This is a genomic window from Streptomyces sp. Root1304, assembly GCF_001426405.1.
GTDB lineage: Bacteria > Actinomycetota > Actinomycetes > Streptomycetales > Streptomycetaceae > Streptomyces.
In genome coordinates this window covers 78,282-104,932 of sequence record NZ_LMEP01000025.1, presented here as the reverse complement: position 1 = coordinate 104,932, position 26,651 = coordinate 78,282, and the positions used below count along the sequence as shown (strand labels likewise).

At 71.4% G+C, this 26,651-nt stretch carries 26 protein-coding genes and 1 riboswitch; of the genes, 14 read left to right on the top strand and 12 right to left on the bottom strand.

Annotated elements, in window-relative coordinates:
• The first annotated feature begins 90 nt into the window (after window positions 1–90).
• The 10 genes from rpsB (at window position 91) to ASD33_RS27055 (ending at window position 10,558) form a co-directional block, all read left to right on the top strand.
• Window positions 91–1,017 (top strand): 30S ribosomal protein S2, encoded by a 927-nt coding sequence (rpsB, locus tag ASD33_RS27100; RefSeq protein WP_056566009.1) that lies wholly within the window; start codon window positions 91–93, stop codon window positions 1,015–1,017.
• A 102-nt stretch (window positions 1,018–1,119) separates the two neighbouring features.
• Window positions 1,120–1,956 (top strand): translation elongation factor Ts, encoded by an 837-nt coding sequence (tsf, locus tag ASD33_RS27095; RefSeq protein ID WP_056566006.1) that lies wholly within the window; start codon window positions 1,120–1,122, stop codon window positions 1,954–1,956.
• 164 nt (window positions 1,957–2,120) lie between these two features.
• Window positions 2,121–2,885, top strand: a complete 765-nt coding sequence (pyrH, locus tag ASD33_RS27090) for a UMP kinase (protein WP_056567104.1) — start codon at window positions 2,121–2,123, stop codon at window positions 2,883–2,885.
• Between the two features lie 94 nt (window positions 2,886–2,979).
• The gene (gene frr / locus ASD33_RS27085) at window positions 2,980–3,537 is read left to right on the top strand and encodes a ribosome recycling factor (protein ID WP_026057589.1); all 558 of its coding nucleotides are present in this window, start codon (window positions 2,980–2,982) and stop codon (window positions 3,535–3,537) included.
• Window positions 3,537–4,640 (top strand): phosphatidate cytidylyltransferase, encoded by a 1,104-nt coding sequence (locus ASD33_RS27080; protein ID WP_056566003.1) that lies wholly within the window; start codon window positions 3,537–3,539, stop codon window positions 4,638–4,640. The genes frr and ASD33_RS27080 overlap by 1 nt, the downstream gene beginning before the upstream one ends.
• Before the next feature lie 80 nt (window positions 4,641–4,720).
• Complete coding sequence (rlmN, locus tag ASD33_RS27075) at window positions 4,721–5,827, top strand: 23S rRNA (adenine(2503)-C(2))-methyltransferase RlmN (RefSeq protein WP_056566000.1); 1,107 nt, start codon at window positions 4,721–4,723, stop codon at window positions 5,825–5,827.
• 29 nt (window positions 5,828–5,856) lie between these two features.
• A riboswitch (TPP riboswitch) is annotated at window positions 5,857–5,966 on the top strand.
• A 111-nt stretch (window positions 5,967–6,077) separates the two neighbouring features.
• Window positions 6,078–7,157 carry a thiamine ABC transporter substrate-binding protein gene (locus tag ASD33_RS27070; protein WP_056567101.1) on the top strand — a complete coding sequence of 360 codons (1,080 nt, stop codon included), beginning with the start codon at window positions 6,078–6,080 and terminating at the stop codon, window positions 7,155–7,157.
• Window positions 7,158–7,195: 38 nt separating this feature from the next.
• A complete protein-coding gene (locus ASD33_RS27065) occupies window positions 7,196–8,809 on the top strand; it encodes an iron ABC transporter permease (RefSeq protein ID WP_056567099.1) in 1,614 nt (537 codons plus the stop codon).
• A complete protein-coding gene (locus ASD33_RS27060) occupies window positions 8,809–9,831 on the top strand; it encodes an ABC transporter ATP-binding protein (RefSeq protein WP_056565996.1) in 1,023 nt (340 codons plus the stop codon). The genes ASD33_RS27065 and ASD33_RS27060 overlap by 1 nt, the downstream gene beginning before the upstream one ends.
• A 79-nt stretch (window positions 9,832–9,910) precedes the next feature.
• Window positions 9,911–10,558: a dihydrofolate reductase family protein gene (locus tag ASD33_RS27055; protein ID WP_056565992.1), complete on the top strand. Its 648-nt coding sequence runs from the start codon at window positions 9,911–9,913 to the stop codon at window positions 10,556–10,558.
• 43 nt (window positions 10,559–10,601) lie between these two features.
• Here the strand turns inward: ASD33_RS27055 and ASD33_RS27050 are convergent, their stop codons facing one another.
• From ASD33_RS27050 to ASD33_RS27030, 5 genes are all read right to left on the bottom strand, one after another.
• Window positions 10,602–11,738, bottom strand: a complete 1,137-nt coding sequence (locus ASD33_RS27050) for an LOG family protein (RefSeq protein WP_056565989.1) — start codon at window positions 11,736–11,738, stop codon at window positions 10,602–10,604.
• 73 nt (window positions 11,739–11,811) lie between these two features.
• Window positions 11,812–12,960 (bottom strand): hypothetical protein, encoded by a 1,149-nt coding sequence (locus ASD33_RS27045; RefSeq protein WP_056565986.1) that lies wholly within the window; start codon window positions 12,958–12,960, stop codon window positions 11,812–11,814.
• Complete coding sequence (locus tag ASD33_RS27040) at window positions 12,942–13,670, bottom strand: ATP-binding cassette domain-containing protein (protein WP_056565983.1); 729 nt, start codon at window positions 13,668–13,670, stop codon at window positions 12,942–12,944. The genes ASD33_RS27045 and ASD33_RS27040 overlap by 19 nt, the downstream gene beginning before the upstream one ends.
• A gap of 230 nt (window positions 13,671–13,900) precedes the next feature.
• Window positions 13,901–15,280 carry an aspartate aminotransferase family protein gene (locus ASD33_RS27035; RefSeq protein WP_199863595.1) on the bottom strand — a complete coding sequence of 460 codons (1,380 nt, stop codon included), beginning with the start codon at window positions 15,278–15,280 and terminating at the stop codon, window positions 13,901–13,903.
• Entirely contained in the window at window positions 15,265–15,756 is a 492-nt protein-coding gene (locus tag ASD33_RS27030) for an Lrp/AsnC family transcriptional regulator (protein ID WP_056565977.1), read from the bottom strand. The genes ASD33_RS27035 and ASD33_RS27030 overlap by 16 nt, the downstream gene beginning before the upstream one ends.
• Window positions 15,757–15,962: 206 nt before the next feature.
• Between ASD33_RS27030 and ASD33_RS27025 the strand changes: the two genes are divergently transcribed.
• The 3 genes from ASD33_RS27025 (at window position 15,963) to ASD33_RS27015 (ending at window position 19,329) form a co-directional block, all read left to right on the top strand.
• Window positions 15,963–17,399 carry a gamma-aminobutyraldehyde dehydrogenase gene (locus ASD33_RS27025; RefSeq protein ID WP_056565974.1) on the top strand — a complete coding sequence of 479 codons (1,437 nt, stop codon included), beginning with the start codon at window positions 15,963–15,965 and terminating at the stop codon, window positions 17,397–17,399.
• Between the two features lie 146 nt (window positions 17,400–17,545).
• Entirely contained in the window at window positions 17,546–18,712 is a 1,167-nt protein-coding gene (locus ASD33_RS27020) for a spermidine/putrescine ABC transporter substrate-binding protein (protein ID WP_056565971.1), read from the top strand.
• A gap of 56 nt (window positions 18,713–18,768) precedes the next feature.
• Window positions 18,769–19,329 (top strand): hypothetical protein, encoded by a 561-nt coding sequence (locus ASD33_RS27015; protein ID WP_056565968.1) that lies wholly within the window; start codon window positions 18,769–18,771, stop codon window positions 19,327–19,329.
• Window positions 19,330–19,483: 154 nt separating this feature from the next.
• Here the strand turns inward: ASD33_RS27015 and ASD33_RS27010 are convergent, their stop codons facing one another.
• The 6 genes from ASD33_RS27010 to ASD33_RS26985 all read right to left on the bottom strand — a co-directional run bounded on the left by ASD33_RS27010 (window position 19,484) and on the right by ASD33_RS26985 (window position 25,135).
• Window positions 19,484–20,650, bottom strand: a complete 1,167-nt coding sequence (locus tag ASD33_RS27010) for a serine hydrolase domain-containing protein (protein ID WP_056565963.1) — start codon at window positions 20,648–20,650, stop codon at window positions 19,484–19,486.
• Between the two features lie 95 nt (window positions 20,651–20,745).
• Entirely contained in the window at window positions 20,746–21,459 is a 714-nt protein-coding gene (locus ASD33_RS27005; protein ID WP_056565960.1) for a response regulator transcription factor, read from the bottom strand.
• Entirely contained in the window at window positions 21,456–22,613 is a 1,158-nt protein-coding gene (locus tag ASD33_RS27000; protein WP_056565957.1) for a histidine kinase, read from the bottom strand. Before ASD33_RS27000 ends, ASD33_RS27005 begins: the two co-directional genes overlap by 4 nt.
• Window positions 22,613–23,398 carry an SAM-dependent methyltransferase gene (locus ASD33_RS26995; RefSeq protein WP_056565953.1) on the bottom strand — a complete coding sequence of 262 codons (786 nt, stop codon included), beginning with the start codon at window positions 23,396–23,398 and terminating at the stop codon, window positions 22,613–22,615. Before ASD33_RS26995 ends, ASD33_RS27000 begins: the two co-directional genes overlap by 1 nt.
• Entirely contained in the window at window positions 23,395–24,084 is a 690-nt protein-coding gene (locus tag ASD33_RS26990) for a glycerophosphodiester phosphodiesterase (protein ID WP_056565950.1), read from the bottom strand. Before ASD33_RS26990 ends, ASD33_RS26995 begins: the two co-directional genes overlap by 4 nt.
• A 19-nt stretch (window positions 24,085–24,103) precedes the next feature.
• On the bottom strand, window positions 24,104–25,135 hold the full coding sequence (locus tag ASD33_RS26985) for an adenosine deaminase (RefSeq protein WP_056565947.1): 1,032 nt from the start codon (window positions 25,133–25,135) through the stop codon (window positions 24,104–24,106).
• Between the two features lie 75 nt (window positions 25,136–25,210).
• On the opposite strand from ASD33_RS26985, the gene ASD33_RS26980 reads away from it, so the two are divergent.
• The gene (locus tag ASD33_RS26980) at window positions 25,211–25,900 is read left to right on the top strand and encodes a DUF4190 domain-containing protein (protein WP_056565944.1); all 690 of its coding nucleotides are present in this window, start codon (window positions 25,211–25,213) and stop codon (window positions 25,898–25,900) included.
• 79 nt (window positions 25,901–25,979) lie between these two features.
• On the opposite strand, the gene ASD33_RS26975 is transcribed toward ASD33_RS26980, so the two are convergent.
• Window positions 25,980–26,558, bottom strand: coding sequence for an NADAR family protein (locus tag ASD33_RS26975; protein WP_079045053.1), 579 nt, complete (start codon window positions 26,556–26,558; stop codon window positions 25,980–25,982).
• Window positions 26,559–26,651: the final 93 nt, after the last annotated feature.

The following is a 26,651-nucleotide window of genomic DNA, read 5'->3' as shown; positions in this document are numbered from 1 at the left end:
CCTCACCGGACGTGGCAGCGCCTTTCGGTCCCTCGTGGGCATGGCGCGCCGGGGCGTCAGGAAAACAACCGAGAAACCAAGGAGATGGCCATGGCCGTCGTCACGATGCGGGAGCTGCTGGAGAGCGGCGTCCACTTCGGTCACCAGACCCGTCGCTGGAACCCGAAGATGAAGCGCTTCATCTTCACCGAGCGCAACGGCATCTACATCATCGACCTGCTCCAGTCGCTGTCGTACATCGACCGCGCCTACGAGTTCGTCAAGGAGACCGTCGCGCACGGCGGCTCCATCATGTTCGTCGGTACGAAGAAGCAGGCCCAGGAGGCCATCGCCGAGCAGGCGACGCGTGTCGGCATGCCGTACGTCAACCAGCGTTGGCTCGGTGGCATGCTCACCAACTTCTCCACCGTCTACAAGCGTCTGCAGCGCCTCAAGGAGCTCGAGCAGATCGACTTCGAGGACGTCGCCGCTTCGGGTCTCACCAAGAAGGAGCTTCTCGTGCTCTCGCGCGAGAAGGCCAAGCTGGAGAAGACCCTCGGTGGTATCCGCGAGATGTCCAAGGTTCCCAGCGCCGTCTGGATCGTGGACACCAAGAAGGAGCACATCGCCGTCGGCGAGGCTCGCAAGCTGAAGATCCCGGTCGTCGCGATCCTCGACACCAACTGTGACCCCGACGAGGTCGACTACAAGATCCCGGGCAACGACGACGCGATCCGCTCCGTCACCCTGCTCACCCGCGTGATCGCCGACGCCGTCGCCGAGGGCCTCATCGCCCGCTCCGGCGCCGCGACCGGCGACTCGAAGCCGGGCGAGAAGGCCGCCGGCGAGCCCCTCGCCGAGTGGGAGCGCGACCTGCTCGAGGGCGAGAAGAAGGCCGACTCGGACGAGGCTGCTGCCGAGGTCCAGACCTCCGCCGAGACCGAGAAGGTCGCGGACGCCGAGGCTGCCGAGGCCCCCGAGGCCGTCGCCGAGGTCGTCGAGGCCGAGGCTCCGGCCGCGGACGCCGAGCAGGCCTGACCCTTCAGGACCTTCGGGTAGTGACGGCGGGGGCCCACAAAGCCCCCGCCGTCCACCCGTGGACCCGCCCGATCTTTCAGACTTCGAGAGAGAAACAGACTCATGGCGAACTACACCGCCGCTGACGTCAAGAAGCTCCGCGAGCTCACCGGCGCCGGCATGATGGACTGCAAGAAGGCCCTCGACGAGGCCGACGGCAACGTCGACAAGGCCGTCGAGGCCCTGCGCATCAAGGGCCAGAAGGGCGTCGCCAAGCGCGAGGGCCGCTCCGCCGAGAACGGCGCCGTGGTCTCCCTCATCGCCGACGACAACACCTCCGGTGTCCTCGTCGAGCTGAAGTGCGAGACGGACTTCGTCGCCAAGGGTGACAAGTTCCAGGCCGTCGCCGCCCAGCTGGCCGAGCACGTCGCCGCCTCCGCCCCGGCCGACCTGGAGGCGCTGCTCGCCTCCGAGATCGAGGCCGGCAAGACCGTGCAGGCGTTCGTCGACGAGGCCAACGCCAACCTCGGCGAGAAGATCGTCCTGGACCGCTTCGCGCAGTTCGCCGACGGCTTCGTCTTCGCGTACATGCACCGCACGATGCCGGACCTCCCGCCGCAGATCGGTGTCCTCGTCGAGTTCGACAAGGCCGACGCCGCCGTCGCCAAGGGTGTCGCCCAGCACATCGCCGCCTTCGCGCCGAAGTACCTCACCCGTGAGGACGTCCCGGCCGAGGTCGTCGAGACCGAGCGTCGCGTCGCCGAGGAGACCACCCGCGCCGAGGGCAAGCCCGAGGCCGCGCTCCCGAAGATCGTCGAGGGTCGCGTGAACGGCTTCTTCAAGGACGCGACGCTGCTCGGTCAGCCGTACGCCCTTGACAACAAGAAGTCCGTCCAGCAGATCCTGGACGAGGCCGGTGTCACCCTGAAGCGCTTCACCCGCATCAAGGTCGGCATCTGAGTCCGTACGCGAACGCGACGGACGCCGGACCCCGGTAGGGTCTGAGGCAGTCGTCCGCGCACGCGCAGGACGACCGCAGATCTGACGAGGAGGCCATTGCCGCACGGGATACCGCGAGGACCCAAAGGCAATGGCCTCCTTCGTATGTGCACGAGGAGATCTCCATGAACCAGGGCGCCGTACAGGGCGACGACAACATCGGCAAAAAGGCCGGCCGCTACATGCTGAAGCTGTCCGGAGAAGCCTTCTCCGGCGGTACCGGCCTGGGCGTCGACCCCAACGTCGTGCACGCCATCGCGCGCGAGATCGCGGCCGTCGTCCGCGACGGCGCGGAGATCGCGATCGTGATCGGCGGCGGCAACTTCTTCCGCGGCGCCGAGCTCCAGCAGCGCGGCATGGACCGGGCACGCTCCGACTACATGGGCATGCTCGGCACCGTGATGAACTGCCTCGCCCTCCAGGACTTCCTGGAGAAGGAAGGCATCGACTCCCGCGTCCAGACCGCCATCACCATGGGCCAGGTCGCCGAGCCGTACATCCCGCTGCGCGCCGTGCGCCACCTGGAGAAGGGCCGCGTGGTCATCTTCGGTGCGGGCATGGGCATGCCGTACTTCTCCACGGACACCACCGCCGCCCAGCGCGCCCTGGAGATCGACGCCGAGGCCCTGCTGATGGGCAAGAACGGCGTGGACGGCGTCTACGACTCCGACCCGAAGGCCAACCCCGACGCGGTCAAGTTCGACGCGCTGGAGTACGGCGAGGTGCTCTCCCGCGACCTCAAGGTCGCCGACGCGACCGCCATCACCCTGTGCCGGGACAACAACCTCCCGATCCTCGTCTTCGAACTGCTCACCGAGGGCAATATCGCTCGCGCGGTGAAGGGTGAGAAGATCGGCACGCTCGTGAGCGACCAGGGCACCCGGGCCTGACCCGAACCGGGGAACCGCCCCGCAAGGGGATGGACAGAGCCCTGCCGGTCGTACACCGTGCAGGACACAACGCGACGACACGCAGGAGCATGTGGTGATCGAAGAGACCCTCCTCGAGGCCGAGGAGAAGATGGAGAAGGCCGTCGTGGTCGCCAAGGAGGACTTCGCCGCGATCCGCACCGGCCGTGCGCACCCGGCGATGTTCAACAAGATCGTGGCGGACTACTACGGTGCCATCACCCCCATCAACCAGCTGGCGTCGTTCTCCGTTCCGGAGCCGCGCATGGCCGTGGTGACCCCGTTCGACAAGAGCGCGCTGCGCAACATCGAGCAGGCCATCCGCGACTCGGACCTCGGGGTCAACCCGAGCAACGACGGCAACATCATCCGGGTGGTGTTCCCCGAGCTGACGGAGGAGCGCCGCCGCGAGTACATCAAGGTCGCCAAGGGCAAGGCCGAGGACTCGAAGATCTCGATCCGCTCGGTCCGCCGCAAGGCCAAGGAGACCATCGACAAGCTCGTCAAGGACGGCGAGGTCGGCGAGGACGAGGGCCGCCGCGCCGAGAAGGAGCTCGACGACACCACCGCGAAGTACGTCGCGCAGGTGGACGAGCTGCTCAAGCACAAGGAAGCCGAGCTGCTCGAGGTCTGATGAACGACTCTTCCTGGGGGGCCCCGGCCGGTTCCGGCCGTGGGGGACCCGACCAGGGGCCCGTCCCGGCGGGTCCCGCACACGATCGGCAGCAGGCGGCGCAGACTCGGCCCATGCCCATCGTGCCCGACGTTCCCTCCGGCGGATTCCAGGACGGTCACGGCCGGGGGGCCGCTCACCCGAGCGGTCCCCTGTTCCGTGACGAGACGCCGCACGAGCACCCGCAGGAGCCCATGCCCAGCCCCACCCCGCCTCCGCCGCCCGCGCCGCCCGCGCCACGGCAGAAGAAGAGCGCGGGGCGCGACCTGGGCGCGGCCATAGGGGTCGGAGTCGGACTCGGCGCCGTCATCGTCGCGTCGCTGTTCATCTGGAAGCCGGCGTTCATCGGCGTGATAGCGGTCGCCGTGGTCGTCGGGCTCTGGGAGCTCACCTCACGCCTCCAGGAGCGCAAGGCCATCAAGGCCCCGCTGGTGCCGCTCGCGGTCGGCGGTGCGGCGATGGTCGTCGCCGGCTACGTCCGGGGTGCCGAGGGCGCCTGGGTGGCGATGGCGCTCACGGCGCTCGCGGTGCTCGTCTGGCGGATGACGGAGCCCCCCGAGGGCTACCTGAAGGACGTCACGGCGGGCGTGTTCGCCGCGTTCTACGTACCGTTCCTGGCGACGTTCGTGGCGCTGCTGCTGACCGCCGACGACGGTCCGCAGCGGGTGCTGACGTTCCTGATCCTGACCGTGGTCAGCGACACCGGGGCGTACGCGGTCGGCTGGCGCTTCGGCAAGCACAAGCTGGCCCCGCGGATCAGCCCCGGCAAGACCCGCGAGGGGCTGGTCGGCGCGGTGACGTTCGCGATGGCGGCGGGCGCGCTGTGCATGGAGTTCATGATCGACGAGGGTGCCTGGTGGCAGGGCCTGATCCTCGGTCTCGCGGTGGCGGCGAGCGCGACGCTCGGCGACCTCGGCGAGTCGATGATCAAGCGCGACCTGGGCATCAAGGACATGGGCACGCTGCTGCCGGGCCACGGGGGCATCATGGACCGGCTGGACTCGCTGCTGCCGACGGCACCGGTGGTGTGGTTGCTGCTGGCGTTGTTCGTAGGCACCGCCTGACCTGCGGTTCTTTCGGTGAAGGGCTCGTCGCCTCCGGGGCGGCGGGCCCTTCGTCGTATCTCTGCGACACTGGTATCACCATGCCCAAGCCCGGAGAACTCACTTTCGTCGCCCCCCGCGGAGCCAAGAAGCCGCCGCGGCACCTGGCCGACCTCACGCCCGCCGAGCGGAAGGAAGCCGTCGCCGCGATCGGCGAGAAGCCCTTCCGCGCCAAGCAGCTGTCCACGCACTACTTCGCGCGGTACGCGCACGATCCCGCCGAGTGGACGGACATTCCGGCCGCCTCGCGGGAGAAGCTGGCCGGCGAGCTGCTGCCCGATCTGATGTCCGTGGTGCGGCACATCTCGTGCGACGACGACACCACCCGCAAGACGCTGTGGCGGCTGCACGACGGCACGCTCGTCGAGTCGGTGCTCATGCGCTACCCGGACCGGGTGACCATGTGCATCTCCTCGCAGGCCGGCTGCGGGATGAACTGCCCGTTCTGCGCGACCGGGCAGGCGGGGCTCGACCGGAACCTGTCGACCGCCGAGATCGTGCACCAGATCGTGGACGGCATGCGGTCGCTGCGGGACGGGGAGGTGCCCGGGGGACCGGCGCGGCTCTCCAACATCGTGTTCATGGGCATGGGGGAGCCGCTCGCGAACTACAAGCGGGTCGTCGGCGCCATCCGGCGGCTCACCGACCCCGAGCCGGACGGCCTGGGGCTCTCGCAGCGCGGGATCACCGTCTCCACCGTGGGTCTCGTGCCCGCGATGCTGCGGTTCGCCGACGAGGGCTTCAAGTGCCGTCTCGCGGTCTCGCTGCACGCCCCGGACGACGAGCTGCGGGACACCCTGGTGCCGGTCAACACGCGCTGGAAGGTGCGTGAGGTCCTCGACGCCGCCTGGGAGTACGCGGAGAAGTCCGGGCGCCGGATCTCCATCGAGTACGCGCTCATCCGGGACATCAACGACCAGGCGTGGCGCGGTGACCTGCTCGGCCGGCTCCTCAAGGGCAAGCGGGTGCACGTCAACCTGATCCCGCTGAACCCGACGCCCGGTTCGAAGTGGACCGCGTCCCGTCCCGAGGACGAGAAGGCCTTCGTCGAGGCCATCGCGCGCCACGGCGTGCCGGTGACCGTGCGGGACACCCGGGGCCAGGAGATCGACGGTGCCTGTGGACAGCTGGCCGCCGCCGAGCGCTGAGCTTGTAGTCTGAGCTCGAACACATCTCCATATTCCGACAGGGGAGCGCCACAGCGCTGAGAGTGCGGCACCGTCAGGCCGCAGACCCTCTGAACCTCGCCCAGGTCATTCTGGGTAGGAAGTTCGGTCGTAACTCATGCTGTTGCGCCCTGCCCGCGTCCGGTCCGCCGGACGCGGGCAGGGCCGCGTCTCTTCCTGGACATACCCAGGAGGAATCTCAGTGAGCACCACCTCAGTGAGCACCAAGAAGATGGCCGCCGCCGCGCTCGTCGCGGCGCTGGGCGTCACGACCCTCGCCGCCTGCGGCACGGACGACGTCCGTGACGCCGCGGGGAAGACCGGCGCGCCCGCGCCGAAGACCGTGACCCTGGTGAGCCACGACTCCTTCAACGCCTCCAAGGAGGTGCTGGCGGAGTTCACGAAGCAGACCGGTTTCACCGTGAAGGTCCTCAAGAGCGGGGACGCGGGCGAGGCCGTCAACAAGGAGATCCTGACCAAGGGGTCCCCGCAGGGCGACGTCTTCTTCGGTGTCGACAACACGCTGCTGTCGCGCGCCCTCGACAACGGGATCTTCGTCCCGTACGAGGCGAAGGGCCTGGACCGGGTTCCGGCCGCGTACCAGCTGGACAAGGAGCACCGGGTCACGCCGGTCGACTCCGGTGACATCTGCGTCAACTACGACAAGAAGTACTTCGCCGACAGGAAGCTGGCGCCGCCGGTGACCTTCGACGACCTGGCGAAGCCGGCGTACAAGGACCTGCTCGTGGTGGAGAACCCCGAGCGGTCCTCCCCGGGGCTCGGGTTCCTGCTCGGTACGGCCGCGAAGTACGGCGACGAGGGCTGGCAGGACTACTGGAAGAAGCTCCGGGCCAACGGTGTGAAGACCGTCGACAGCTGGGAGCTGGCCTACAACCAGGAGTTCTCCGGTTCGGCCGGCGGCAAGCAGGCCAAGGGCGACCGGCCGCTCGTCGTGTCGTACGCCTCCAGCCCGCCGGTCGAGGTGCTGTACGGCGAGCCGCAGCCGAAGGTGGCGCCCACCGGGGTGTCCACGGGGACCTGCTTCCGGCAGACCGAGTTCGCGGGGCTGCTGAACGGGGCGAAGAACCCCGAGGGCGGCAAGGCGCTGATCGACTTCCTGATCTCGAAGAAGTTCCAGGAGGACATGCCGCTCCAGATGTTCGTCAACCCGGTGGCGAAGGACGCGGCGCTGCCGGAGCTGTTCACGAAGCACGGTGTGGTCGTCGACAAGCCGGAGACCATGGCGCCGGAGAAGATCGCCGAGAAGCGTGACGCGTGGATCCAGCAGTGGTCGTCGCTCGTTCTGAAGTAGCGCGCGACCTGCGGGGGGACGTGACGCGGCTGGGGCTGATGGCCCTGCCCGTCGCGTTCTTCGCCGTGTTCTTCGCCTGGCCCGTCGTGTCGATCGTCGACCGGGGGCTGCGGCCCGACGGGTCCTGGCGGTTCGGCCGGATCGGCGAGACGCTGAGCCGGCCGGACATCCTGGACGTGCTCGGCTTCACGGTCTGGCAGGCGCTCGCGTCGACGGCGCTGACGCTGCTGGTCGCGCTGCCGGGGGCGTATGTCTTCGCGCGGTTCGACTTCCCGGGGAAGGGCGTGCTGCGGGCCGTGGTCACGGTGCCGTTCGTGCTGCCGACGGTGCTGGTCGGTACGGCGTTCCTCGCGCTGGTCGGCCGGAACGGGCTGACGGACGAGCTGTGGGGGCTGCGGCTCGACACCAGTGTGTGGGCGATCCTGCTGGCCCATGTGTTCTTCAACTACGCGGTCGTCGTGCGGACCGTCGGCGGGCTGTGGTCCCAGCTCGACCCCCGGCAGGAGGAGGCCGCCCGGGTCCTCGGCGCCTCGCGCTGGACGGCCTGGCGGACGGTGACGCTGCCCGCGCTGGTGCCGGCGGTGTCGGCGGCGGCCCTGATGGTGTTCCTCTTCACCTTCACCTCCTTCGGCGTCGTGCAGATCCTCGGCGGGGACGCGTACTCCACCCTGGAGGCGGAGATCTACCGGCAGACCGCGCGGCTGCTCGACCTGCCGACGGCCGCCGTCCTCACGCTGGTCCAGTTCGTGGCGGTCGGCGCGATCCTGGCCGTGCACGCGTGGACGGTGCGGCGGCGGGAGACCGCCCTGCGGCTGGTGTCCCCGGAGCGGACCGCGCGCCGGCCGCGCGGCTTCGGGCAGTGGGCGCTGCTCGGCGGGGTCCTCGTCTCGGTGGCGCTGCTGATCCTGCTGCCGCTGGGGGTGCTCGTGGAGCGCTCCTTCGCGGGGCCCGACGGGTACGGGCTGCGGTACTACCGGGCGCTCGGCTCGCTCGACGAGTCCGGCACCTTCCTCGTGCCTCCGCTGGAGGCGATCGGGAACTCGCTGCGGTACGCGGTGGCCGCCACGGCCATCGCGGTGCTGGTCGGCGGGTTGGCGGCGGCGGCCCTGACCAGGCGGGCCGGGCGGCTCGTGCGGGGCTTCGACGCGCTGCTGATGCTGCCGCTCGGGGTGTCGGCGGTCACCGTCGGCTTCGGGTTCCTCATCACGCTCGACGAGCCGCCGTTCGACCTGCGGTCCAGCTGGATCCTCGTACCGCTCGCGCAGGCCCTGGTCGGTGTGCCCTTCGTCGTACGGACGATGCTGCCGGTGCTGCGGGCGGTGGACGAGCGGCTGCGGGAGGCGGCGGCCGTGCTCGGTGCCTCGCCGTGGCGGGCCTGGCGGGAGGTGGACCTGCCGCTGGTGCGGCGGGCGCTGCTCATCGCCGCCGGGTTCGCGTTCGCGGTGTCGCTGGGCGAGTTCGGTGCGACCGTCTTCATCGCCCGCCCGGACAGTCCGACGCTGCCGGTGGCGGTGGCCCGGCTCCTGGGCCGGCCCGGTGAGCTCAACTACGGCCAGGCGATGGCCCTCTCGACGATCCTGATGGTGGTGTGCGCGGTGTCCCTGCTGCTGCTGGAACGGCTCCGGACCGACCGGACCTCCGGGGAGTTCTGATGCTTTCGATCAAGGACGCGACCGTACGTTTCGGGGAGCGGGCCGTGCTCGACGCGGTGGACCTGGAGGTCGCCGCCCACGAGACGGTCTGTGTGCTCGGTCCCAGCGGCAGCGGCAAGTCGACGCTGCTGCGGGCCGTCGCCGGGCTCCAGGCGCTCGACGGCGGCCGGGTGCTGCTCGGCGGCGCCGACCAGAGGGGGGTGCCGACGCACCGGCGCGGGGTGGGCCTGATGTTCCAGGACCACCAGCTGTTCCCGCAGCGGGACGTGGCCGGCAACGTCGCCTTCGGGCTGCGGATGCGGGGAGTGGGGAAGGCCGAGCGGGCGGAGCGGGTGCGGGAGCTGCTCGACCTCGTCGGGCTGCCGGGGGCCGGGCGGCGGTCCGTCGGCGCGCTCTCCGGCGGTGAGCAGCAGCGGGTGGCGCTGGCCCGGGCACTCGCGCCCCGGCCGCGGCTGCTGATGCTGGACGAGCCGCTCGGGCAGCTCGACCGGGGGCTGCGGGAGCGGCTCGTGGTGGAGCTGCGGCAGCTCTTCGGGAGCCTGGGGACGACGGTGCTCGCTGTCACCCACGACCAGGGAGAGGCGTTCGTGCTCGCCGACCGGGTGGTGGTGATGCGGGACGGGCGGATCGCCCAGACGGGTGCGCCGGACGAGGTGTGGCGGCGGCCCGCGTCGGAGTTCGTGGCGCGGTTCCTGGGCTTCGACAACGTGGTGACGGCGCGGGTCACGGGCGGGGTCGCGCAGACGGTGTGGGGGAAGGTCCCGGTCCCGGACGGTTCACCGGAGGGGGAGCGGCGGCTGCTGGTCCGGCCGGGCGGTGTGCGGCTGGTGGCGGAGGGGCCGCTGTGGACGGTGGAGTCCCGGACGTTCCGGGGCAGCCAGGTCGTGGTGCGGCTCCGCCCGGCGGAGGGGCCCGCGCTGGAGGCGGAGGTCCCGCTGCGGGAGGCGCCGGAGGACGGCGCCCGGGTGGGAGTGGAGTTCCGGGTGGAGGACGTGGTGGTGCTCGGGGACGACATTCCGTAGCGGGTGCGATGAGTTCCGGGGCCCGGGGGAGTCTCCTTGGTGTTGGGTGTTGTGTGTCGACCACGCGGGAGGAACCACCATGGGCCAGTTGCTCAGAGTCCAGAACTTCAACGTCTCGTCCGACGGGTTCGGGGCCGGTGAGGGCCAGAGCCTGGAGCGGCCGTTCGGCCACGCGGAGCCCGGGGAGATGTTCTCCTGGGCCGGGGCCACGGCCAGCTGGCCCATGCGGACCGACCCCGGTGGCAGCCGCGGCCTCGACGACTACCTGACGCGGGACTACGCGCGGAACATCGGCGCCGAGATCATGGGCCGCAACAAGTTCAGTCCCCTGCGCGGGCCCTGGCGCGACGAGGACTGGCGCGGCTGGTGGGGCGACGAGCCGCCGTTCCGTACGCCGGTGTTCGTGCTGACCCACCACCCGCGCCCCTCGTTCACGCTCTCCGACACCACCTTCCACTTCGTCGACGCCGACCCCGCCACGGTCCTCGCGATGGCGCGGGAGGCGGCGGGAGGCAAGGACGTGCGGCTCGGGGGCGGGGCCACCACCATCCGTGAGTTCCTCGACGCCGGTCTCGTCGACACCCTGCACGTCGCGGTCTCGCCGATGAAGCTGGGTTCCGGGGCACGGCTCTGGGAGTCGCCCGACGAGCTCCTGGACCGCTTCCACCGCGATGTCGTCCCGAGTCCGGGCGGCAAGGTGACGCACCACCTGTTCTGGCGGAAGTGACCCCGCGCGGGTCCGCCGGCGGGCCCCCGCGCGGACCCGCCGGCTACCTCCCGAGTCGCTCCAGAGCCGCCGGGGCCTCGTCGATCGAGTCGACCAGGGCGATCCGGGACTCCATCGGCCGGCCGGCGGCCAGGGACTCCAGCAGGGGCCAGGCCGGGAGGCGTTCGGTCCAGTGGGCGCGGTCGACCAGGACCATCGGCGTGGGGGCGCCCGGGGAGGCGTAGTAGTTCGGGGTGGCGTTGTCGAAGATCTCCTGGACCGTGCCCGCCGCGCCCGGCAGGAAGACGACGCCGGCGGTGGAGCGGGCGAGCAGGCCGTCCTCGCGCACGGCGTTCGCGAAGTACTTGGCGATGTGGCCGGCGAAGGCGTTCGGCGGCTCGTGGCCGTAGAACCAGGTGGGGATGCCGACCGAGTCGCCGCCGTGCGGGAGCCGGGCCCGTACCCGGAGCGCCGCCAGCGCCCAGTCCGTCACGGAGGGCACGAAGGAGGGGACCGCGGCGAGCAGGGCGAGGGCCTCGTCCAGTGCCCCGTCGGGCAGCGGTGCCACGTACGCGCCGAGGTTCGCGGCCTCCATCGCGCCGGGGCCGCCGCCGGTCGCCACGGTCAGCCCGGCGCGGGACAGGGACCGGCCGAGCCGGGCGGCGCCCGCGTAGGCCGCCGTGCCCCGGCCCATCGCGTGGCCGCCCATCACGCCGACGACCCGGGCGCCGGCGAGGCGTTCGTCGAGTGCGTCGGAGACGGCGTCGTCGTGGAGCGCGCGGAGCATCGAGGAGAAGATGTCGCCGTCGGCCCTGGTACGGCCGAACCAGGCGTACGCGAGGGCGTCGGGCGTGCCCTCGTACCCCTTCTCCGCGATCCCCTCGAACAGTTCGCCGGGGGAGTAGAGCCTGGCCCGGTACGGGTCGAAGGGCAGGTCGGGCACGGGCGGGAAGACGAGTGCGCCGTCGGCGCGGACCTTCGCGGCGGCTTCCGGCAGCATCGCGCAGCCGAGGAAGACGGTGCCGGTGGTGGTCGCGGTGAGCAGGGCGAAGGTCCGGTCGGTGAGGTCGACGGACTGCACCCGGTACCCGGCGAGGGAGCCGGGGCGGGCGAGCGCCGCGTCGAACGCGTCGAGGGTGTGGATCTCGCGCCCGTGTCCGCGGGGGCCGGGCGGCCGGTGCGCCGGGGGGAGCGTCGCCATGGGCCCACGATAGGGGCTGTGGGTGCGGCTCCGCCCCCGGGACTCCGGTCCGTCGGGGGCGGAGCCGCGCGCCTCAGCGCGCGAGGGGAAGGGCCGCCAGTTCCGCGACCGCCCAGGTCAGCGGGAGGAAGACCGCGAGCAGGACGCCCGCGCGCATGAGGGCCGCCGTGCGCAGGACCGTCGGCGGGGCGCCGATGCGGAGCAGGGCCTCGGTGGTGTGGGCGCGGCCCTGCTTGGACTCCAGGGCCGCCGTCAGGAGGGTGGCGGTGGTGCAGGCGAGGATCAGTGCCGCGCCGAGGCCGGTGAGCGGGCCGAAGCTGCCGGAGCCCGAGCCGGAGCTGTACAGCGAGGCTCCCGCGAGCGTCCCGGAGATCACCGCGCTGACCACGCCGAGGGGCCGGCCGATGCGGCGGGACTCGTCCATCAGGACGCGGCCGGCGAGCAGCCGGGTGGCGCCGGGCCGGAGGGCCTGGAGGAGCCGGCCGCAGCCGTGGACGAGGCCGGGGCCGGCCAGGGCGAGGCCGATCGCGGTCAGGACCCAGCCGATCAGGACGCCGGCCGGGTTGCCGTCGAAGCGGCCCGGCAGCGGGAGTCCTTCGCCGCCTCCGCGTCCCGCGTAGGTCTCGATCGCGAGGCCGACGGCGACCAGGGCGATGCCCCAGGGCAGCCCGGTCGACATCGGCTTCTCGGCGCCCTCCGGTGCGGCGGGCGCGGTGCGCGGGCGCAGGGCCAGGCCGGCGGCCGTGGCGGCGGTGACGGGCAGGACGGCCAGCAGGGTGAGGGCGGCCGCGAGCGGCAGCGGCTGGTCGGCGGCGAGGAGGTCGGCGGCGGCGCCGTCGAAGGGCAGGCCCGTGATGTCGCCGCGCAGGTGCAGATAGAACAGCAGCGCGACGGCCGAGCCGAGCGTGCAGGCCACGGCGGTCGACGCGGCGGCGATGGCGGTGAGCCGGGCCGGGCCGAGTCCGACGGCAGAGAGCCCGGGGCGGGGCCGGGTGGCCGGGTCGGTACGGGCCACCGCGACGGCGAACTGGACGGTCGCGGCGAGCGGCAGGGCGCACCACAGCAGGCGCAGTACGGACGTCGAGGAGCGGTTCGGGTGCCCGACGGCGTACCCGAGGGTGCAGAGCAGGAGGAAACCCACCCCCGCGGCCGCGGCGGCGACGAGGAGCCGGCGCGTCAGGACGAGGGGGTGGGACCCGCGGGCTAGACGGAGAGCGAGCACGCGGCGACGCCCTCCGCCCCTGTCGCCGGGGGTACGGCGCCGACCCGGCGTCCGTCGAGGAGCGCGACCGTGCGGTCGGCGAGCGCCGCGACCTCGCCGTCGTGGGTGGCGAGGAGCACGGTGATGCCGTGCGAGCGGGCGGCGGCCGTCAGGGTGCGCAGGACCTGGGCGCCGTCGGCCCGGTGCAGCGTGGCGGTGGGTTCGTCGGCGAACAGCACCGTGGGGGTGGTGATCAGGGCGCGGGCGATGGCGATGCGCTGGCGCTGGGGGTGGCTGAGGGCGTGCGGGCGCTTGCGGGCGCAGGCGCCGATGTCGAGGCGCTCCAGCCATTCCAGGGCGGTGCTCCTGGCGGCCCGGTGGGAGACCCCGCGGAGCAGCAGCGGCAGGGCGGTGTTCTCCCAGCCGGTGAGCTCGGGGACGAGGCCCGGTTCGGGGTCGATCCAGCCGAAGCGGTCGCGGCGGAGCCGCTCGCGTGCGGCGGGGCCCAGGGTGTGGACGGGGCCGCTGTTGAACCAGACCTCGCCCTGCTGGGCGACGAGCTGGCCGGACAGGCAGCGCAGGAGTGTGGTCTTGCCGCTTCCCCGCGGTCCGACGACGGCGAGGATCTCGCCTTCGCGGACGCCGAGGGAGACGCCGCTGAGCGCGTCCGAGCCGCCCAGGGCGCAGTGCAGGGAACGCGCCCAGAGCACGTCGTTGTCCGGTGGGGCCATCGCGTACACCTCGATGTCGGATCCGATCTGTGTCCCCCGTCCGGGGGAACGAAGGACGGGCCTTGTCGGTCACTGGGCACCGTAAGGATTCGGATCCGTCCGTTCGGACAGCACGCGGCCCGGGCGGCCGCCATCCACTCGGATGGCGGCACGCCCGGGCCGGGGTCACGCCGTGAGGGCGGCGTGATGCCAAGGGAGACCGTCGGGGTGACCGGTCCCGCGGCGGGGTCCTACAGCTTGGTCCACGCCTCGGTGAGCACCGTGCGCAGGATGCCTTCGATCTCGTCGAAGGTGCCCTGGTCGGCGATCAGCGGCGGGGCCAGCTGGATGACCGGGTCGCCGCGGTCGTCGGCACGGCAGTACAGGCCGTTGTCGTAGAGCGCCTTGGAGAGGAAGCCGTAGAGCACGCGCTCCGTCTCCTCGTCCGTGAAGGACTCCTTGGTGACCTTGTCCTTGACGAGCTCGATGCCGTAGAAGAAGCCGTTGCCGCGGACGTCGCCGACGATCGGGAGGTCGTGCAGCTTCTTCAGGGTGTTGAAGAAGTTGCCCTCCTGGTCGAGGACGTGCTGGTTCAGGCCTTCCTTGTCGAAGATGTCGAGGTTGGCGAGGGCCACCGCCGACGACACCGGGTGGCCACCGAAGGTGTAGCCGTGGAGGAAGGTGTTGTCGCCCTTGTAGAACGGCTCCGCGATGCGGTCGGAGACGATGCAGGCACCGATCGGGGAGTAGCCCGAGGTCATGCCCTTGGCGCAGGTGATCATGTCGGGCACGTAGCCGAACTTGTCACAGGCGAACATCGTGCCGAGGCGGCCGAAGGCGCAGATCGTCTCGTCGGAGACGAGCAGCACGTCGTACTGGTCGCAGATCTCGCGGACGCGCTGGAAGTACCCGGGCGGCGGCGGGAAGCAGCCGCCGGCGTTCTGCACCGGCTCCAGGAAGACGGCCGCGACGGTGTCGGCGCCCTCGAAGAGGATCTCCTGCTCGATCTGGTCGGCGGCCCAGCGGCCGAAGGCCTCCGGGTCGTCGCCGTGGATCGGGGCGCGGTAGATGTTGGTGTTCGGCACCTTGTGCGCGCCGGGGACCAGCGGCTCGAAGGGGGCCTTCAGGGCCGGCAGGCCGGTGATGGACAGGGCGCCCTGCGGGGTGCCGTGGTAGGCGACCGCACGCGAGATGACCTTGTACTTGGTGTGCTTGCCCTGCAGCTTGAAGTACTGCTTGGCGAGCTTCCAGGCGGTCTCGACGGCCTCGCCGCCACCGGTGGTGAAGAAGACCTTGTTGAGGTCGCCCGGGGCGTAGTCCGCGAGGCGCTCGGCGAGCTCGACGGCCTTCGGGTGGGCGTACGACCACACGGGGAAGAACGCGAGTTCCTTGGCCTGCTTGTACGCGACCTCGGCCAGCTCCTCGCGGCCGTGTCCGGCGTTGACCACGAAGAGACCCGCGAGACCGTCGAGGTAGCGCTTGCCCTTGTCGTCGAAGATGTAGGTGCCTTCACCACGCACGATGGTGGGAACGGGCGAGTTCTCGTACGACGACATGCGGGTGAAGTGCATCCACAGGTGGTCGTAGGCGGTCTTGGAGAGGTCCTGGGTCACGGTTATCGGGTTCCCCACATGTAGGTCTGCTTCTTGAGCTTGAGGTAGACGAAGCTCTCGGTGGAACGGACGCCCGGCAGGGTCCGGATGCGCTTGTTGATCACATCCAGCAGGTGGTCGTCGTCCTCGCAGACGACCTCCACCATCAGGTCGAAGGAGCCCGCGGTCATCACCACGTACTCGCATTCGGCCATGCCTGTCAGGGCCTCCGCGACCGGATCCAGGTCACCCTCGACGTTGATGCCGACCATCGCCTGCCGTCGGAAACCCACGGTGAGCGGGTCGGTGACGGCGACGATCTGCATGACGCCCTGGTCGAGCAGCTTCTGGACGCGCTGCCTCACGGCGGCTTCGGAAAGGCCCACGGCCTTGCCGATCGCCGCGTAAGGACGGCGACCGTCCTCCTGGAGCTGTTCGATGATCGCCAGGGAGACGGCGTCGATCGTCGGGGACGAACCGATTCCGGTTCTGGAGTCTGCGCTTCGACTGGCCACGCCTCACTGTGCACCGAGACTCGTCGGTCTTGCAACCCCGGAGCGATGTAATTCGTTGCGAGAGGCCTCGAAAGGCACTGAATCCGAAGATGCCGGGGGCCGGGCCTGTTGAAAGCGTCAGCCGAGCGACTAGGCTGGCGTTGTCTGCCCAACAGGGCACAGCACAGGGACGTGCGACGACAGAACGTGACAGGAGGGGTGGCCACGTGACCACCGAGCTGCGCCGGCTGCGTAACTACATCAACGGGGAGTTCCGCGACGCGGCCGACGGCCGCACCATCGACGTGATCAACCCGGCCACCGGTGAGGTGTACGCCACCTCCCCGCTCTCCGGGCCGGCCGATGTCGACGCCGCCATGGAGGCCGCCGCGGCCGCATTCCCCGCCTGGCGCGACAGCACGCCGTCCGAGCGCCAGAAGGTCCTCCTCAAGATCGCCGACGCCTTCGAGGAGCGCGCCGAGGACCTCATCGCCGCCGAGGTGCAGAACACCGGCAAGCCGGTCGGGATCACCGCGAGCGAGGAGATCCCGCCGATGGTGGACCAGATCCGCTTCTTCGCGGGTGCCGCGCGGCTGCTCGAGGGCCGCTCGGCCGGCGAGTACATGGAGGGCATGACCTCCATCGTCCGCCGCGAGCCCGTCGGCGTCTGCGCCCAGGTCGCCCCCTGGAACTACCCGATGATGATGGCCGTGTGGAAGTTCGCCCCGGCCCTCGCCGCGGGCAACACCGTGGTCCTCAAGCCCTCGGACACGACCCCCGCGTCGACCGTCCTGATGGCCGAGATCATCGGTCAGATCGTCCCCAAGGGCGTCTTCAACGTCGTCTGCGGCGACCGCGAGACCGGTAAGGCGATGGTCGAGCACCCGACCCCCGCCATGGCCTCCATCACCGGCTCCGTGCGCGCCGGCATGCAGGTCGCCGAGTCGGCGGCCAAGGACGTCAAGCGCGTCCACCTGGAGCTGGGCGGCAAGGCGCCGGTCGTCGTCTTCGAGGACACCGACATCGCGAAGGCCGTCGAGGACATCTCCGTCGCCGGCTTCTTCAACGCCGGCCAGGACTGCACGGCCGCCACCCGCGTCCTCGTGCAGGAGTCCATCCACGACGAGTTCGTCGCCGCGCTCGCCAAGGCCGCCTCCGAGATCAAGACCGGCCAGCCGGACGACGAGGACGTGCTGTACGGCCCGCTCAACAACGCGAACCAGCTGAAGCAGGTCACCGGCTTCATCGACCGCCTCCCGGCGCACGCCAAGGTCGAGGCCGGCGGCCGCCGCGTCGGCGACAAGGGCTACTTCTACGCCCCGACCGTCGTCTCCGGCCTCAAGCAGGACGACGAGATCGTCCAGAACGAGGTCTTCGGCCCGGTCATCACCGTCCAGTCCTTCACGGACGAGGCGCAGGCCCTGGAGTTCGCGAACGGCGTCGAGTACGCCCTCGCCTCCTCCGTCTGGACCAAGGACCACGCGCGCGCGATGCGCATGTCCAAGACGCTCGACTTCGGCTGTGTGTGGATCAACACCCACATCCCGCTGGTCGCCGAGATGCCCCACGGCGGCTACAAGAAGTCCGGCTACGGCAAGGACCTCTCCGCGTACGGCTTCGAGGACTACACGCGCATCAAGCACGTCATGACCTCCCTGGGCTGATCCCCGCCAGGCTCCGGCAGCGAGGCCCCGGCACCCTTGATCGACAGGGTGTCGGGGCCTCGCTCCGTGGCTCGACGGACCGTCCATTGCCGCAGGTGGCGGCGGACCGCGATGCTGCGGGGGTGAGAGCGACAGCCAGGAAGAACATGTCCCGCCGGTCCCTGCTGCGCGGCATCGGCGGCGCCGGGGCCGCCACCCTGCTCGCGGCCGGATGCGGAGTCCCCGCCGCGTACGTCGACGAGGGCGACCGGGCGGGGCGCGACCTCTCCGCCCGCGACCGGACCCTCGACTTCGCCAACTGGCCGCTCTACATCGACACCGATGACGAGGACCCCAGGAAGCGGCCGACCCTCGACGCCTTCCGCAAGCGCAGCGGCATCGCCGTGCGCTACACGGAGGAGATCAACGACAACGACGAGTTCTTCGGCAAGATCAGCCCCTCCCTGATGAACCACCAGGAGACCGGGCGCGACCTCATCGTCGTCAGCGACTGGATGGCCGCCCGCTTCGTCCGCCTCGGCTGGGTCCAGGAGATGGACCGCGCCGCACAGCCGAACGTCGCCAGGAACCTCAGTCCCCAGCTGCGCACGCCCGCGTTCGACCCCGGGCGGATGCACAGCGTCCCCTGGCAGTCCGGGATCACCGGCATCGCGTACAACCGGAAGAAGCTCGGCCGGGAGCTGCGCTCCACCAAGGAGCTGTGGGCCGACGACCTGCGCGGCAAGGTCACCCTGCTGTCCGGGCTCGACGAGTCCATGTCCCTGCTCCTCCAGGGCAACGGCGTCGACGTGACCCGCTGGACCGCCGACGACTTCCACGCCCTCTGCGAGCAGATCGAGGGCCTCGTCCGGAAGGAGCACATCCGCCGCTTCACCGGCAACGACTACATCAAGGACCTCTCCACCGGTGACGTCCTGGCCTGCCAGGCGTACTCCGGCGACGTCATCCAGCTCCAGGCCGACAACCCGGACATCGAGTTCGTCGTCCCCGAGGAGGGCGCGGAACTCTGGGCCGAGTCGCTCATGATCCCCAACCTCGCCCACCACAAGTCCAACGCCGAGAAGCTCGTCGACTACTACTACGAGCCCGAGGTCGCCGCCGAACTCGCCGCCTGGGTCAACTACGTGTGCCCGGTGCCGGCCGCGCAGCAGGTTCTCGCGGACTCCGGCGACGAGGAGCTGGTGGCCCTCGCCGAGGACCCGCTGATCTTCCCCGACACCGACATGCGGAGCCGGCTGGCCATCGCGCGCGACATCAGGTCCGAGGAGCGCCAGGAGTTCGCGAAGCGGTGGAACTCGATCGTCGGCCTGTGAGCGGAGTGCCCCCGACCCGTTTCTGAACGCGTTCAAGAAGGGCGTACGATGCCCTCATGAGCGACTCGAACGGGCCGAGAGCCCTTCTCACGCGCATCCGTGTCTGGCTGATCCTCTTCGTGGTCTGCCTGGTCCTGAGCGGCGCCACCGCCTTCCCGCTCGTCACCGAACTCCGCCTGCTCGACTCCGCGCTGGACGGCTGGGCCGCGCCCGTCGCCGACCTCTTCCCGGCGCTCGCCGAGTGGATCGACCGGGTCCGCACCGGAGTCGAGGCCGCCGACGCGCAGGCGCCCTATCTGCTCTACGGCACCGACTGGCTGGCCTTCGCCCACCTCGTCATCGCGGTCGCCTTCTACGGCGCCTACCGCGACCCCGTCCGCAACGTCTGGGTCGTCGAGTTCGGCATGATCGCCTGCGCCGGCATCCTGCCGCTCGCCCTGATCTGCGGACCGATCCGCGACATCCCCTTCTGGTGGTCGGTGATCGACATGTCCTTCGGGGTGATCGGCGTGCTGCCGCTGCTCCACGTCCGACGGATGATCAAGCGCCTGGAGACGATGGCTCCCGCGCCGGCTCCCGTACCCGCGACCGCGCCGACATCGGCCGACGCGCGCTGACGATGTACCTCTGGCGTATGCCGTACGCGAGTTGACGAATCAACAAAGATCGTTCCCGTCCGGGTGATTACCGAACGGCCCTCCGGTTGGTCGCCTGATGTCCGAAACGAGACACCAGGAGGCCTCCGTCACCCCACGCCGGGAGCCGGCCGGCTCAGCCGGGCAGGCCGTAGGCCGCCACCATCAGCCCGAGGGCCGTGCGGTTCATGTCCTGGCCCTTCGCGTCCGTGGCGTTGACGCTGTAGACGAGGGTGCGCGAGCCGTCGCGGGTCGAGGCGACGGCCGTGTTGTACCCCCAGCGGCCGCCCGTCTTGCCCCAGACCTCACGACCGCCGAGCCGCTTCATCGACAGGCCGACGGAGTACGCGGCCGGGTCGCCCGACAGGAGGTCGGGGACCTTCGGGAGGGTGAACATCTCCTCCAGGAGCGGCCCGCGCACCACGCGGCCCGCGAACAGCTCCCGGACGAAGCGCTCCAGGTCGGCGGTGGTCGACACCAGGTCCCCCGCCGCCCAGGCGTCCGAGGTCCCCCAGGTGGAGACGTCGCGCGGACCGGTCGTCCCGTCGTCGAGCCGCATCGTCTGGTAGCCGTGGTTGTACGGGCCGACGAGCGCGGCCGCGCCACCCGGGAGGTAGGTGTCCCGGAGGCCGAGCGGTCGCAGGATCCGCCGCTCCACCTGGTGCTCGTACGAGTCGCCCGTGACCCGCTCCACGATCAGCGCCGCGACCGTGTACCCGATGTTCAGGTAGTGCTGGCGGGTGCCCGGCCGGAACTCGCGCGGCTTCGCCGTCGCCGAGCGGACCATCTCCTCCGGGGAGTGCGCGTCGAAGCGGTGCGCGTACCACTCCTCCACCGTGTCCCCGACGGCCAGGTCGGCGGCCGGGATGCCATGGGTGTGGTTGAGGAGCTGGCGGACCGTCACCGTGGCGTACCGGCCGGGGATCAGCTCCGGCAGGTACGAACGCGCCGTGCGGTCCAGGTCGATCCGGCCCTCGGCGGCCAGCTGGAGCACCGTCGCCGCCGTGAAGACCTTCGTCACCGAACCGGCCCGGAAGCGGGCGGCCGGATCCGCCGGGGCGTTCGTCTCCAGGTCGTGCACACCCGAACTGCCCTGCCAGGAACCCTCGGTGCCCCCGACGCGCACCAGCGCGGCCGTGGCGTCGGCACGGGGAAGACCCGCGATCACCGCCGACAGATCAGGCGCCGTGGCCCGCGCGGCCGCCGCCGTGCGCGGTGCGGCGAACGCGGGGGTGAGCGCCGGTCCGGCCGCCACGCCCAGGACCAGGGCGGTGGCGAGCAGCGTGCGGGTGGACTTTCGCATGGTCAACTCCGGTGGTGTGAGCCCTCGTTCTCGATGGCTCCATCCTGCTGACCTGCGACGATCCGCGGATCGCCCGTACCGGCGGTCTTCGGGGGTCAGTTCCTCCCCGGCGCGGGGGAGGGGCCGGGGACCGTGCCTCCCCCGGCCGGGGGAGAGCCCGCCGCGACCAGGCCGGTCTCGTACGCGCAGATCACCGCCTGGATGCGGTCGCGCAGCCCCAGCTTGGCCAGCACGTTCCCCACATGGGTCTTCACGGTGTGGTCGCTGACCACCAGTTCCGCCGCGATCTCCGCGTTCGACAGCCCCCGCGCGAGCAGCAGCAGCGTCTCCCGCTCCCGGCCCGTCAGCACGTCGAGGCGCGGGTCCGGTGCCGTCCTGCGCGGGCCGCCCGCCGTGTACTCCTCCACCAGGCGGCGGGCCACGGAGGGCGCGAGCAGCGACTCGCCCGCCGCCACCACCCGTACCGCGTGCACCAGGTCGTCCCGCCGCACGTCCTTCAGGAGGAAACCGCTCGCGCCCGCGTGCAGCGCCTCGTACACATACGCGTCGGTGTCGAAGGTCGTCAGGATCACCGTCCGGCAGCCGGACTCCGCGCCGATCACCCGGCAGGCCTCGATGCCGTCGGTCCCCGGCATCCGGATGTCGAGCAGCGCCACGTCGGGAGCGTGCCGGCGCACCGCCTCGACGGCCTCCGCCCCGTCCCCGGCCTCCGCCACCACCTCGATGTCCGGCTGCGCGTCCAGGATCATCGCGAAGCCGCTGCGGACCAGCTCCTGGTCGTCCGCGACCACCACCCGGATCGTCGTCATGTCCCCACCTCCGCCGCGGAGGGTACGGGGAGCAGGACCCGCACCTCGAACCCCCGGCCGCCGGGACCCGGTCCGGCCGTCACCGTCCCGCCGTGCGCGGCGGCCCGCTCCCTGATGCCCGTCAGACCGTGACCGCCGGAGCCGCCCTGCGGGCCGCACCCGTCGTCGGTGACGCTCACCCGCAGGACCCCGTCGGCATGGGCGAGCCGGACGTCGACCGTACGGGCCCGCGCGTGCTTCACCACGTTGGTCAGCGCCTCCTGGACGATCCGGTAGACGCTCGCGCCGGTCGTCGCGGGCAGCGCCCGTACCCCGCCCTCCGTCGTGTACCCGACGGTCAGACCCCCGGCCCGCACCCGCTCCACCAGGCCGGGGATGCCGCCGAGGTCCGGCTGCGGCGCGCGAGGGGCGCCGGTCTCGCCGCCCTCGCGCAGCACCCCCAGCATCTGCCGCAGCTGGGTCATCGCCTCGCGGCCCGTCTCCGAGATCGCCTCGAACGCCGCCTCGGCGCGCTCCGGCGCGGACCGTACGGCGACCGGACCCGCCTCCGCCTGGACGACCATCAGGCTCACCGCGTGCGACAGGATGTCGTGCATCTCCCGTGCGATGCGGGCCCGTTCGCGTGCGGCGGCCCGCTCCGACTCGACCCGGTGCGCCCGCTGCCGGGCGTCCTGGAGCCGCCCGAAGACATAGGCGGCGCCGAACACGAAGAGCGAGAAGGTCAGTTCGCGCGCCGACTGGGTGTTGAGCCACACCGAGACCGGCACCGCGACCAGCAGGAGCCCCGCCGTCGCGAGCCGCTTCCACGTCGGGGAGAGCAGCGCGATCGTGTAGACGACGACGAGCCCGGTGTACGGCAGCGGCTGCCCCGGCCCCTCCAGGGCCAGCTTGTACAGCGCGCTCGCCGCCAGGACCGCGAGGAGCACGGCGAGCGGGGCCCGCCGCCGCCAGACGAGCGGCAGCACGGTGAGCGTCGTCAGCCCGTACGCGGCCCAGGTCGCCGGTTCCAGTTCGGGCCCGCGCGGCACCACGAACGGCATCGTCATCGCCGCCTGGACGAGGAGCGCGATCCCCGCGTCCACCGCCCAGGGGTTCGCCGCGCCCCAGGTGCGCGCCCGCTCCCAGCGGCCGCGCACCTCCCCCCGTATCCCCATTACGGCTTGCGGCCCACCGCGCCGAACTGCGCGACCACAGGGGCCTCCTCGGCGGTGGGGCGCCAGCGCGAGCAGGAGACGACGCCCGGTTCCAGGAGCTCCAGGCCCTCGAAGAAGGAGGTGAATTCGGCCCGGCTGCGGGCGGTGATCGGCGGGGTGGCGTTCTCGTTCCAGAACGCCATCGCGTCCTTGTTGCCCTCGCCGCCGAGCTCCGGTTCCAGGGTGGGGTGGGTGAGCACCAGATAGCTGCCGGACGGGACGGCGTCCATCAGGGTCCGGACGATCGTCCGGGTCTCGTCGGTGTCCAGGACGAAGTTGAGGATGCCGAGCATCATCACGGCGACCGGGCGGGTCAGGTCGAGCGTCGCGCCCGCCGCCGCGAGGATCTTCCCGGGTTCGCGCGCGTCGGCGTCGACGTACTCGGTGACGCCCTCCGGGGCGCTGGTCAGCAGGGCCCGGGCGTGGGTGAGGACGATCGGGTCGTTGTCGACGTAGACGATCCGGGCGTCGGGCAGGACCCGCTGGGCGACCTCGTGGGTGTTGTCGGCGGTCGGCAGCCCCGTACCGATGTCGAGGAACTGGCGCACGCCCGCGTCGGCGGCCAGCCCGGTCACCACCCGGCCGAGGAACGCCCGGTCGGCGCGGGCCACTTCGCCGATGCTCGGGTAGAAGCCGGTGACCTGGTCGCCGACCGCGCGGTCGACCGGGTAGTTGTCCTTGCCGCCCAGCCAGTAGTTCCACACCCGGGCGTTGTGGGCGATGTCGGTCCGGATGCGGTCGTTCACGCGTGCGCCTTTCGCAGGACGGCTGCCAGTGCGTCGACGCGGTTCGTGGTGACCGAGTCGACCCCGTTGGTGATCAGCTTACGCATCGTGCGCCGGGTGTCCGCCGTCCAGGCCGAGACGAGCAGCCCGTCCCGGTGCACCCGGTCGACCAGCCCCCGACTCACGAGTCCGAAGCGGTAGTTGAGCCACCGCGGCCGTACCGCGTCGAGCAGCACCGGCCGGGGCGGGGCGAGCGAGGTCCAGGTCAGGGCGATCTCGGCGGCCGGGTCGGCGGCCCGCACGTCCAGCATGGCGACGGCGCCCGCGCAGTAGTAGACGCGCTCCCCGGCGCCGCACTCGCGGACGGTGCCGACGATCCTGCGGACCGAGTCCGCGTCGCCGCCCGGCAGGTCCAGCATCAGCCGGTGGTCCCCGGCGGTGAGCAGGGCCTCGCGCAGGGTCGGGATGCCGTCCCCGGACAGCTCGCGGACCCGCGCGTACGACAGCTCGGCGAGCGGGACGTCGTGGCCCCAGAGGCGCTTGAGGGTGTCGTCGTGGAGGAGGACGGGCACGCCGTCCTCCGTCAGCCGGACGTCGATCTCGACGGCGTCCGCCCCCCGCTCGATCGCCGAGGAGACCGAGCGGAGGGTGTTCTCGCGGACGCGGTACGGGTCGCCGCGGTGACCTACGACAGTGACGGAGTCCATGCCCCCATTCTCGTCGCCGTCAGCGGGCCAGCCAGTCGTCGGTGTACGTGTCGATCTCGGCGAGGATCCCGGCCTTGCCGGCCGGGTCGAGGAACGAGGCCTCCACGGCGTTCTTGGCGAGGGCGGCGACACCGCGCTCGTCGAGGCCGAGGAGACGGGCGGCGACCGCGTACTCGTTGTTGAGGTCGGTGCCGAACATCGGCGGGTCGTCGCTGTTCACGGTGACGAGGACCCCGGCGTCGACCATCTGCCGGATCGGGTGCTCGTCGAGGGTGGCGACGGCCCGGGTGGCGATGTTCGAGGTCGGGCAGACCTCCAGGGCGATCCGGTGCTCGGCGAGGTACGCGAGGAGCTCCGGGTCCCGGACCGAGCTGGTGCCGTGGCCGATGCGCTCGGCGCCCAGGTCGCGGATCGCGTCCCAGACCGTCTCCGGGCCGGTCGTCTCGCCCGCGTGCGGGACGGAGTGCAGTCCGGCCGCCCGCGCCAGGTCGAAGTACGGCTTGAACTGGGGGCGCGGCACCCCGATCTCCGGGCCGCCGAGCCCGAAGGAGACCAGGCCCTCGGGGCGCAGTCCGTCGGTGGTGGCGAGCCGCGCGGTCTCCTCGGCGGAGACCAGGCCGGCCTCGCCGGGGATGTCGAAGCACCAGCGCAGGACGGTCCCGAACTCGGCCTCGGCCGCCTTGCGGGCGTCCTCGATCGCCGCCATGAAGGCGCGCTCGTCGATGCCGCGGCGGGTGGAGGAGTAGGGGGTGATGGTCAGCTCGGCGTAGCGGATGTTCTGCCGGGCCATGTCACGGGCGACCTCGAAGGTCAGCAGCCGGACGTCCTCAGGGGTGCGGACCAGGTCGACGACGGACAGGTAGACGTCGATGAAGTGCGCGAAGTCGGTGAAGGTGAAGTAGTCGGCCAGCGCCTCCGGATCCGTGGGGACCTTGGAGTCGGGGTGCCGGGCGGCCAGTTCGGCGACGATCCGGGGGGAGGCGGAACCGACGTGGTGGACGTGCAGTTCGGCCTTGGGAAGGCCCGCGATGAAGGGGTGGAGATCGGTCATCCGGTCATCGTAGGCCGGGCGGGTCCCCCGCAAGGGTGAGGCCGTAGCATGGCGGGACCATGATGGGGGAGGCCCATGTCTGACAACCAAGACCAGTCGCGGGGCGGATTCGACCCGGCGGACCCGTGGGCTCCGCCGAACCGTGACGGGGTGGAACTGAGCAAGCCGGCGCAGTCCGCGCCGCACGTGCACGACCAGCAGACCGTCACGTCCATGCCGCTGACGCCCGAGCCCGGCGGTGCGGTCCCGCCGCCCCCGGTGGCCCCGGGCGGCCCGGCGGCCACGCCCGGCGGGTACGGCTACCCGGCGGCGGACACCTCGGGCGGGTACGGCTACCCGGCCGCGAACGCGTCCGGCGCGTACGGCTACCCGGCGCCGACGCCCCCGGCCGTCTCCGGGTACGGATACCCCGGGTACGGCCAGCCCGGGTGGCAGCAGCCGATGAACAACGGCATGGGCGTCGCCGCGATGGTGGTGGGCATCTGCGCCGTCGTGCTCGCCTTCTGCTCGTACGGCATCCTCGGCCTGATCCTGGGCGCGGTCGCGCTGCCGCTGGGCATCGTGGGCCGCAAGCGGCACCTGCGGGGCGAGGCGGACAACAAGGGGCAGGCCGTCGCCGGCATCACGCTCGGGGCGATCGGCATCGCCCTCGGCCTCGCGGGCATCGCCCTGATCATCGTCCTGGCGATGAACGCGGACGAGTGGAGCGACAGCAACGACGACCCCTGGTCGACGACCGGGACCTCCTTCAGCGCCCCGCGCTGAGCGACCCGCGACCGTACGCACGCGAGCGGCGGTGAGCTGCTCGGGCCCCGCACCGGCCGGTGCGGGGCCCTCGTGTCTCTCAGGCTGCGCGCAGCCGCTCCCGGGCCTCCATCAGGGCGAAGCCCAGGAGGTTGAGTCCGGCCCAGCGGGCGGGGTCGTGGGCGCGCTCGTCGTCCGCCGCGAGCCCGATGCCCCAGACGCGGTCCACCGGGCTGGCCTCCACGAGGACGCGGGTGCCCGTGCCGAGGAGGTACGCGCGCAGGGCCTCGTCCGAGGAGAACTTGTGGACGCTGCCCTCGACGACGATCCCGAAGCGCTCCCGCCGCCACACGGCCTCGTCGAAGTCCCGCACCAGCCGGCCGGCCTTCTTGGCCTCCGCGGGGGTACGGGCGGACAGCGCGGCCCGCTCGGCCTCGGCGTCCCCGAAGAGGCGGGCCTTGGACGCCATCATCCAGTGCTCGGCGGTCGCGTACGGCACCGCGTCGACCACGAAGGGCGAGGGCCACCACTGGCTCAGACAGCTCGCCGAAAGGTGTCCGTCCGGATGCGGACGGTGACCCCAGAAGTGCAGCCACCTGACCCTGTCACCCCTGCTGACCTGCTGCGTCAGCTCGTCGATCATGTTCATGCATGCGAGTCTGGCAGCCGCCACGGACATTCCGTACGGAGATATTCCGGCTGCCTCGACACATGGTCGACCGAATTCGTCGCGTAATCAAAAGGCAACAACGGAATCCCTTGTTGGAGGGGC

Bases quoted from the DNA above. Each gene is read 5' to 3' on its own strand.
- rpsB (WP_056566009.1), top strand. From the start codon at position 91: ATGGCCGTCGTCACGATGCGGGAGCTGCTGGAGAGCGGCGTCCACTTC.
- tsf (WP_056566006.1), top strand. From the start codon at position 1,120: ATGGCGAACTACACCGCCGCTGACGTCAAGAAGCTCCGCGAGCTCACC.
- pyrH (WP_056567104.1), top strand. From the start codon at position 2,121: ATGAACCAGGGCGCCGTACAGGGCGACGACAACATCGGCAAAAAGGCC.
- ASD33_RS27080 (WP_056566003.1), top strand. From the start codon at position 3,537: ATGAACGACTCTTCCTGGGGGGCCCCGGCCGGTTCCGGCCGTGGGGGA.
- rlmN (WP_056566000.1), top strand. From the start codon at position 4,721: ATGCCCAAGCCCGGAGAACTCACTTTCGTCGCCCCCCGCGGAGCCAAG.
- ASD33_RS27070 (WP_056567101.1), top strand. From the start codon at position 6,078: ATGGCCGCCGCCGCGCTCGTCGCGGCGCTGGGCGTCACGACCCTCGCC.
- ASD33_RS27065 (WP_056567099.1), top strand. From the start codon at position 7,196: ATGGCCCTGCCCGTCGCGTTCTTCGCCGTGTTCTTCGCCTGGCCCGTC.
- ASD33_RS27060 (WP_056565996.1), top strand. From the start codon at position 8,809: ATGCTTTCGATCAAGGACGCGACCGTACGTTTCGGGGAGCGGGCCGTG.
- ASD33_RS27055 (WP_056565992.1), top strand. From the start codon at position 9,911: ATGGGCCAGTTGCTCAGAGTCCAGAACTTCAACGTCTCGTCCGACGGG.
- ASD33_RS27050 (WP_056565989.1), bottom strand. From the start codon at position 11,738: ATGGCGACGCTCCCCCCGGCGCACCGGCCGCCCGGCCCCCGCGGACAC.
- ASD33_RS27040 (WP_056565983.1), bottom strand. From the start codon at position 13,670: ATGGCCCCACCGGACAACGACGTGCTCTGGGCGCGTTCCCTGCACTGC.
- ASD33_RS27020 (WP_056565971.1), top strand. From the start codon at position 17,546: ATGTCCCGCCGGTCCCTGCTGCGCGGCATCGGCGGCGCCGGGGCCGCC.
- ASD33_RS27015 (WP_056565968.1), top strand. From the start codon at position 18,769: ATGAGCGACTCGAACGGGCCGAGAGCCCTTCTCACGCGCATCCGTGTC.
- ASD33_RS27010 (WP_056565963.1), bottom strand. From the start codon at position 20,650: ATGCGAAAGTCCACCCGCACGCTGCTCGCCACCGCCCTGGTCCTGGGC.
- ASD33_RS27005 (WP_056565960.1), bottom strand. From the start codon at position 21,459: ATGACGACGATCCGGGTGGTGGTCGCGGACGACCAGGAGCTGGTCCGC.
- ASD33_RS27000 (WP_056565957.1), bottom strand. From the start codon at position 22,613: ATGGGGATACGGGGGGAGGTGCGCGGCCGCTGGGAGCGGGCGCGCACC.
- ASD33_RS26990 (WP_056565950.1), bottom strand. From the start codon at position 24,084: ATGGACTCCGTCACTGTCGTAGGTCACCGCGGCGACCCGTACCGCGTC.
- ASD33_RS26985 (WP_056565947.1), bottom strand. From the start codon at position 25,135: ATGACCGATCTCCACCCCTTCATCGCGGGCCTTCCCAAGGCCGAACTG.
- ASD33_RS26980 (WP_056565944.1), top strand. From the start codon at position 25,211: ATGTCTGACAACCAAGACCAGTCGCGGGGCGGATTCGACCCGGCGGAC.
- ASD33_RS26975 (WP_079045053.1), bottom strand. From the start codon at position 26,558: ATGTCCGTGGCGGCTGCCAGACTCGCATGCATGAACATGATCGACGAG.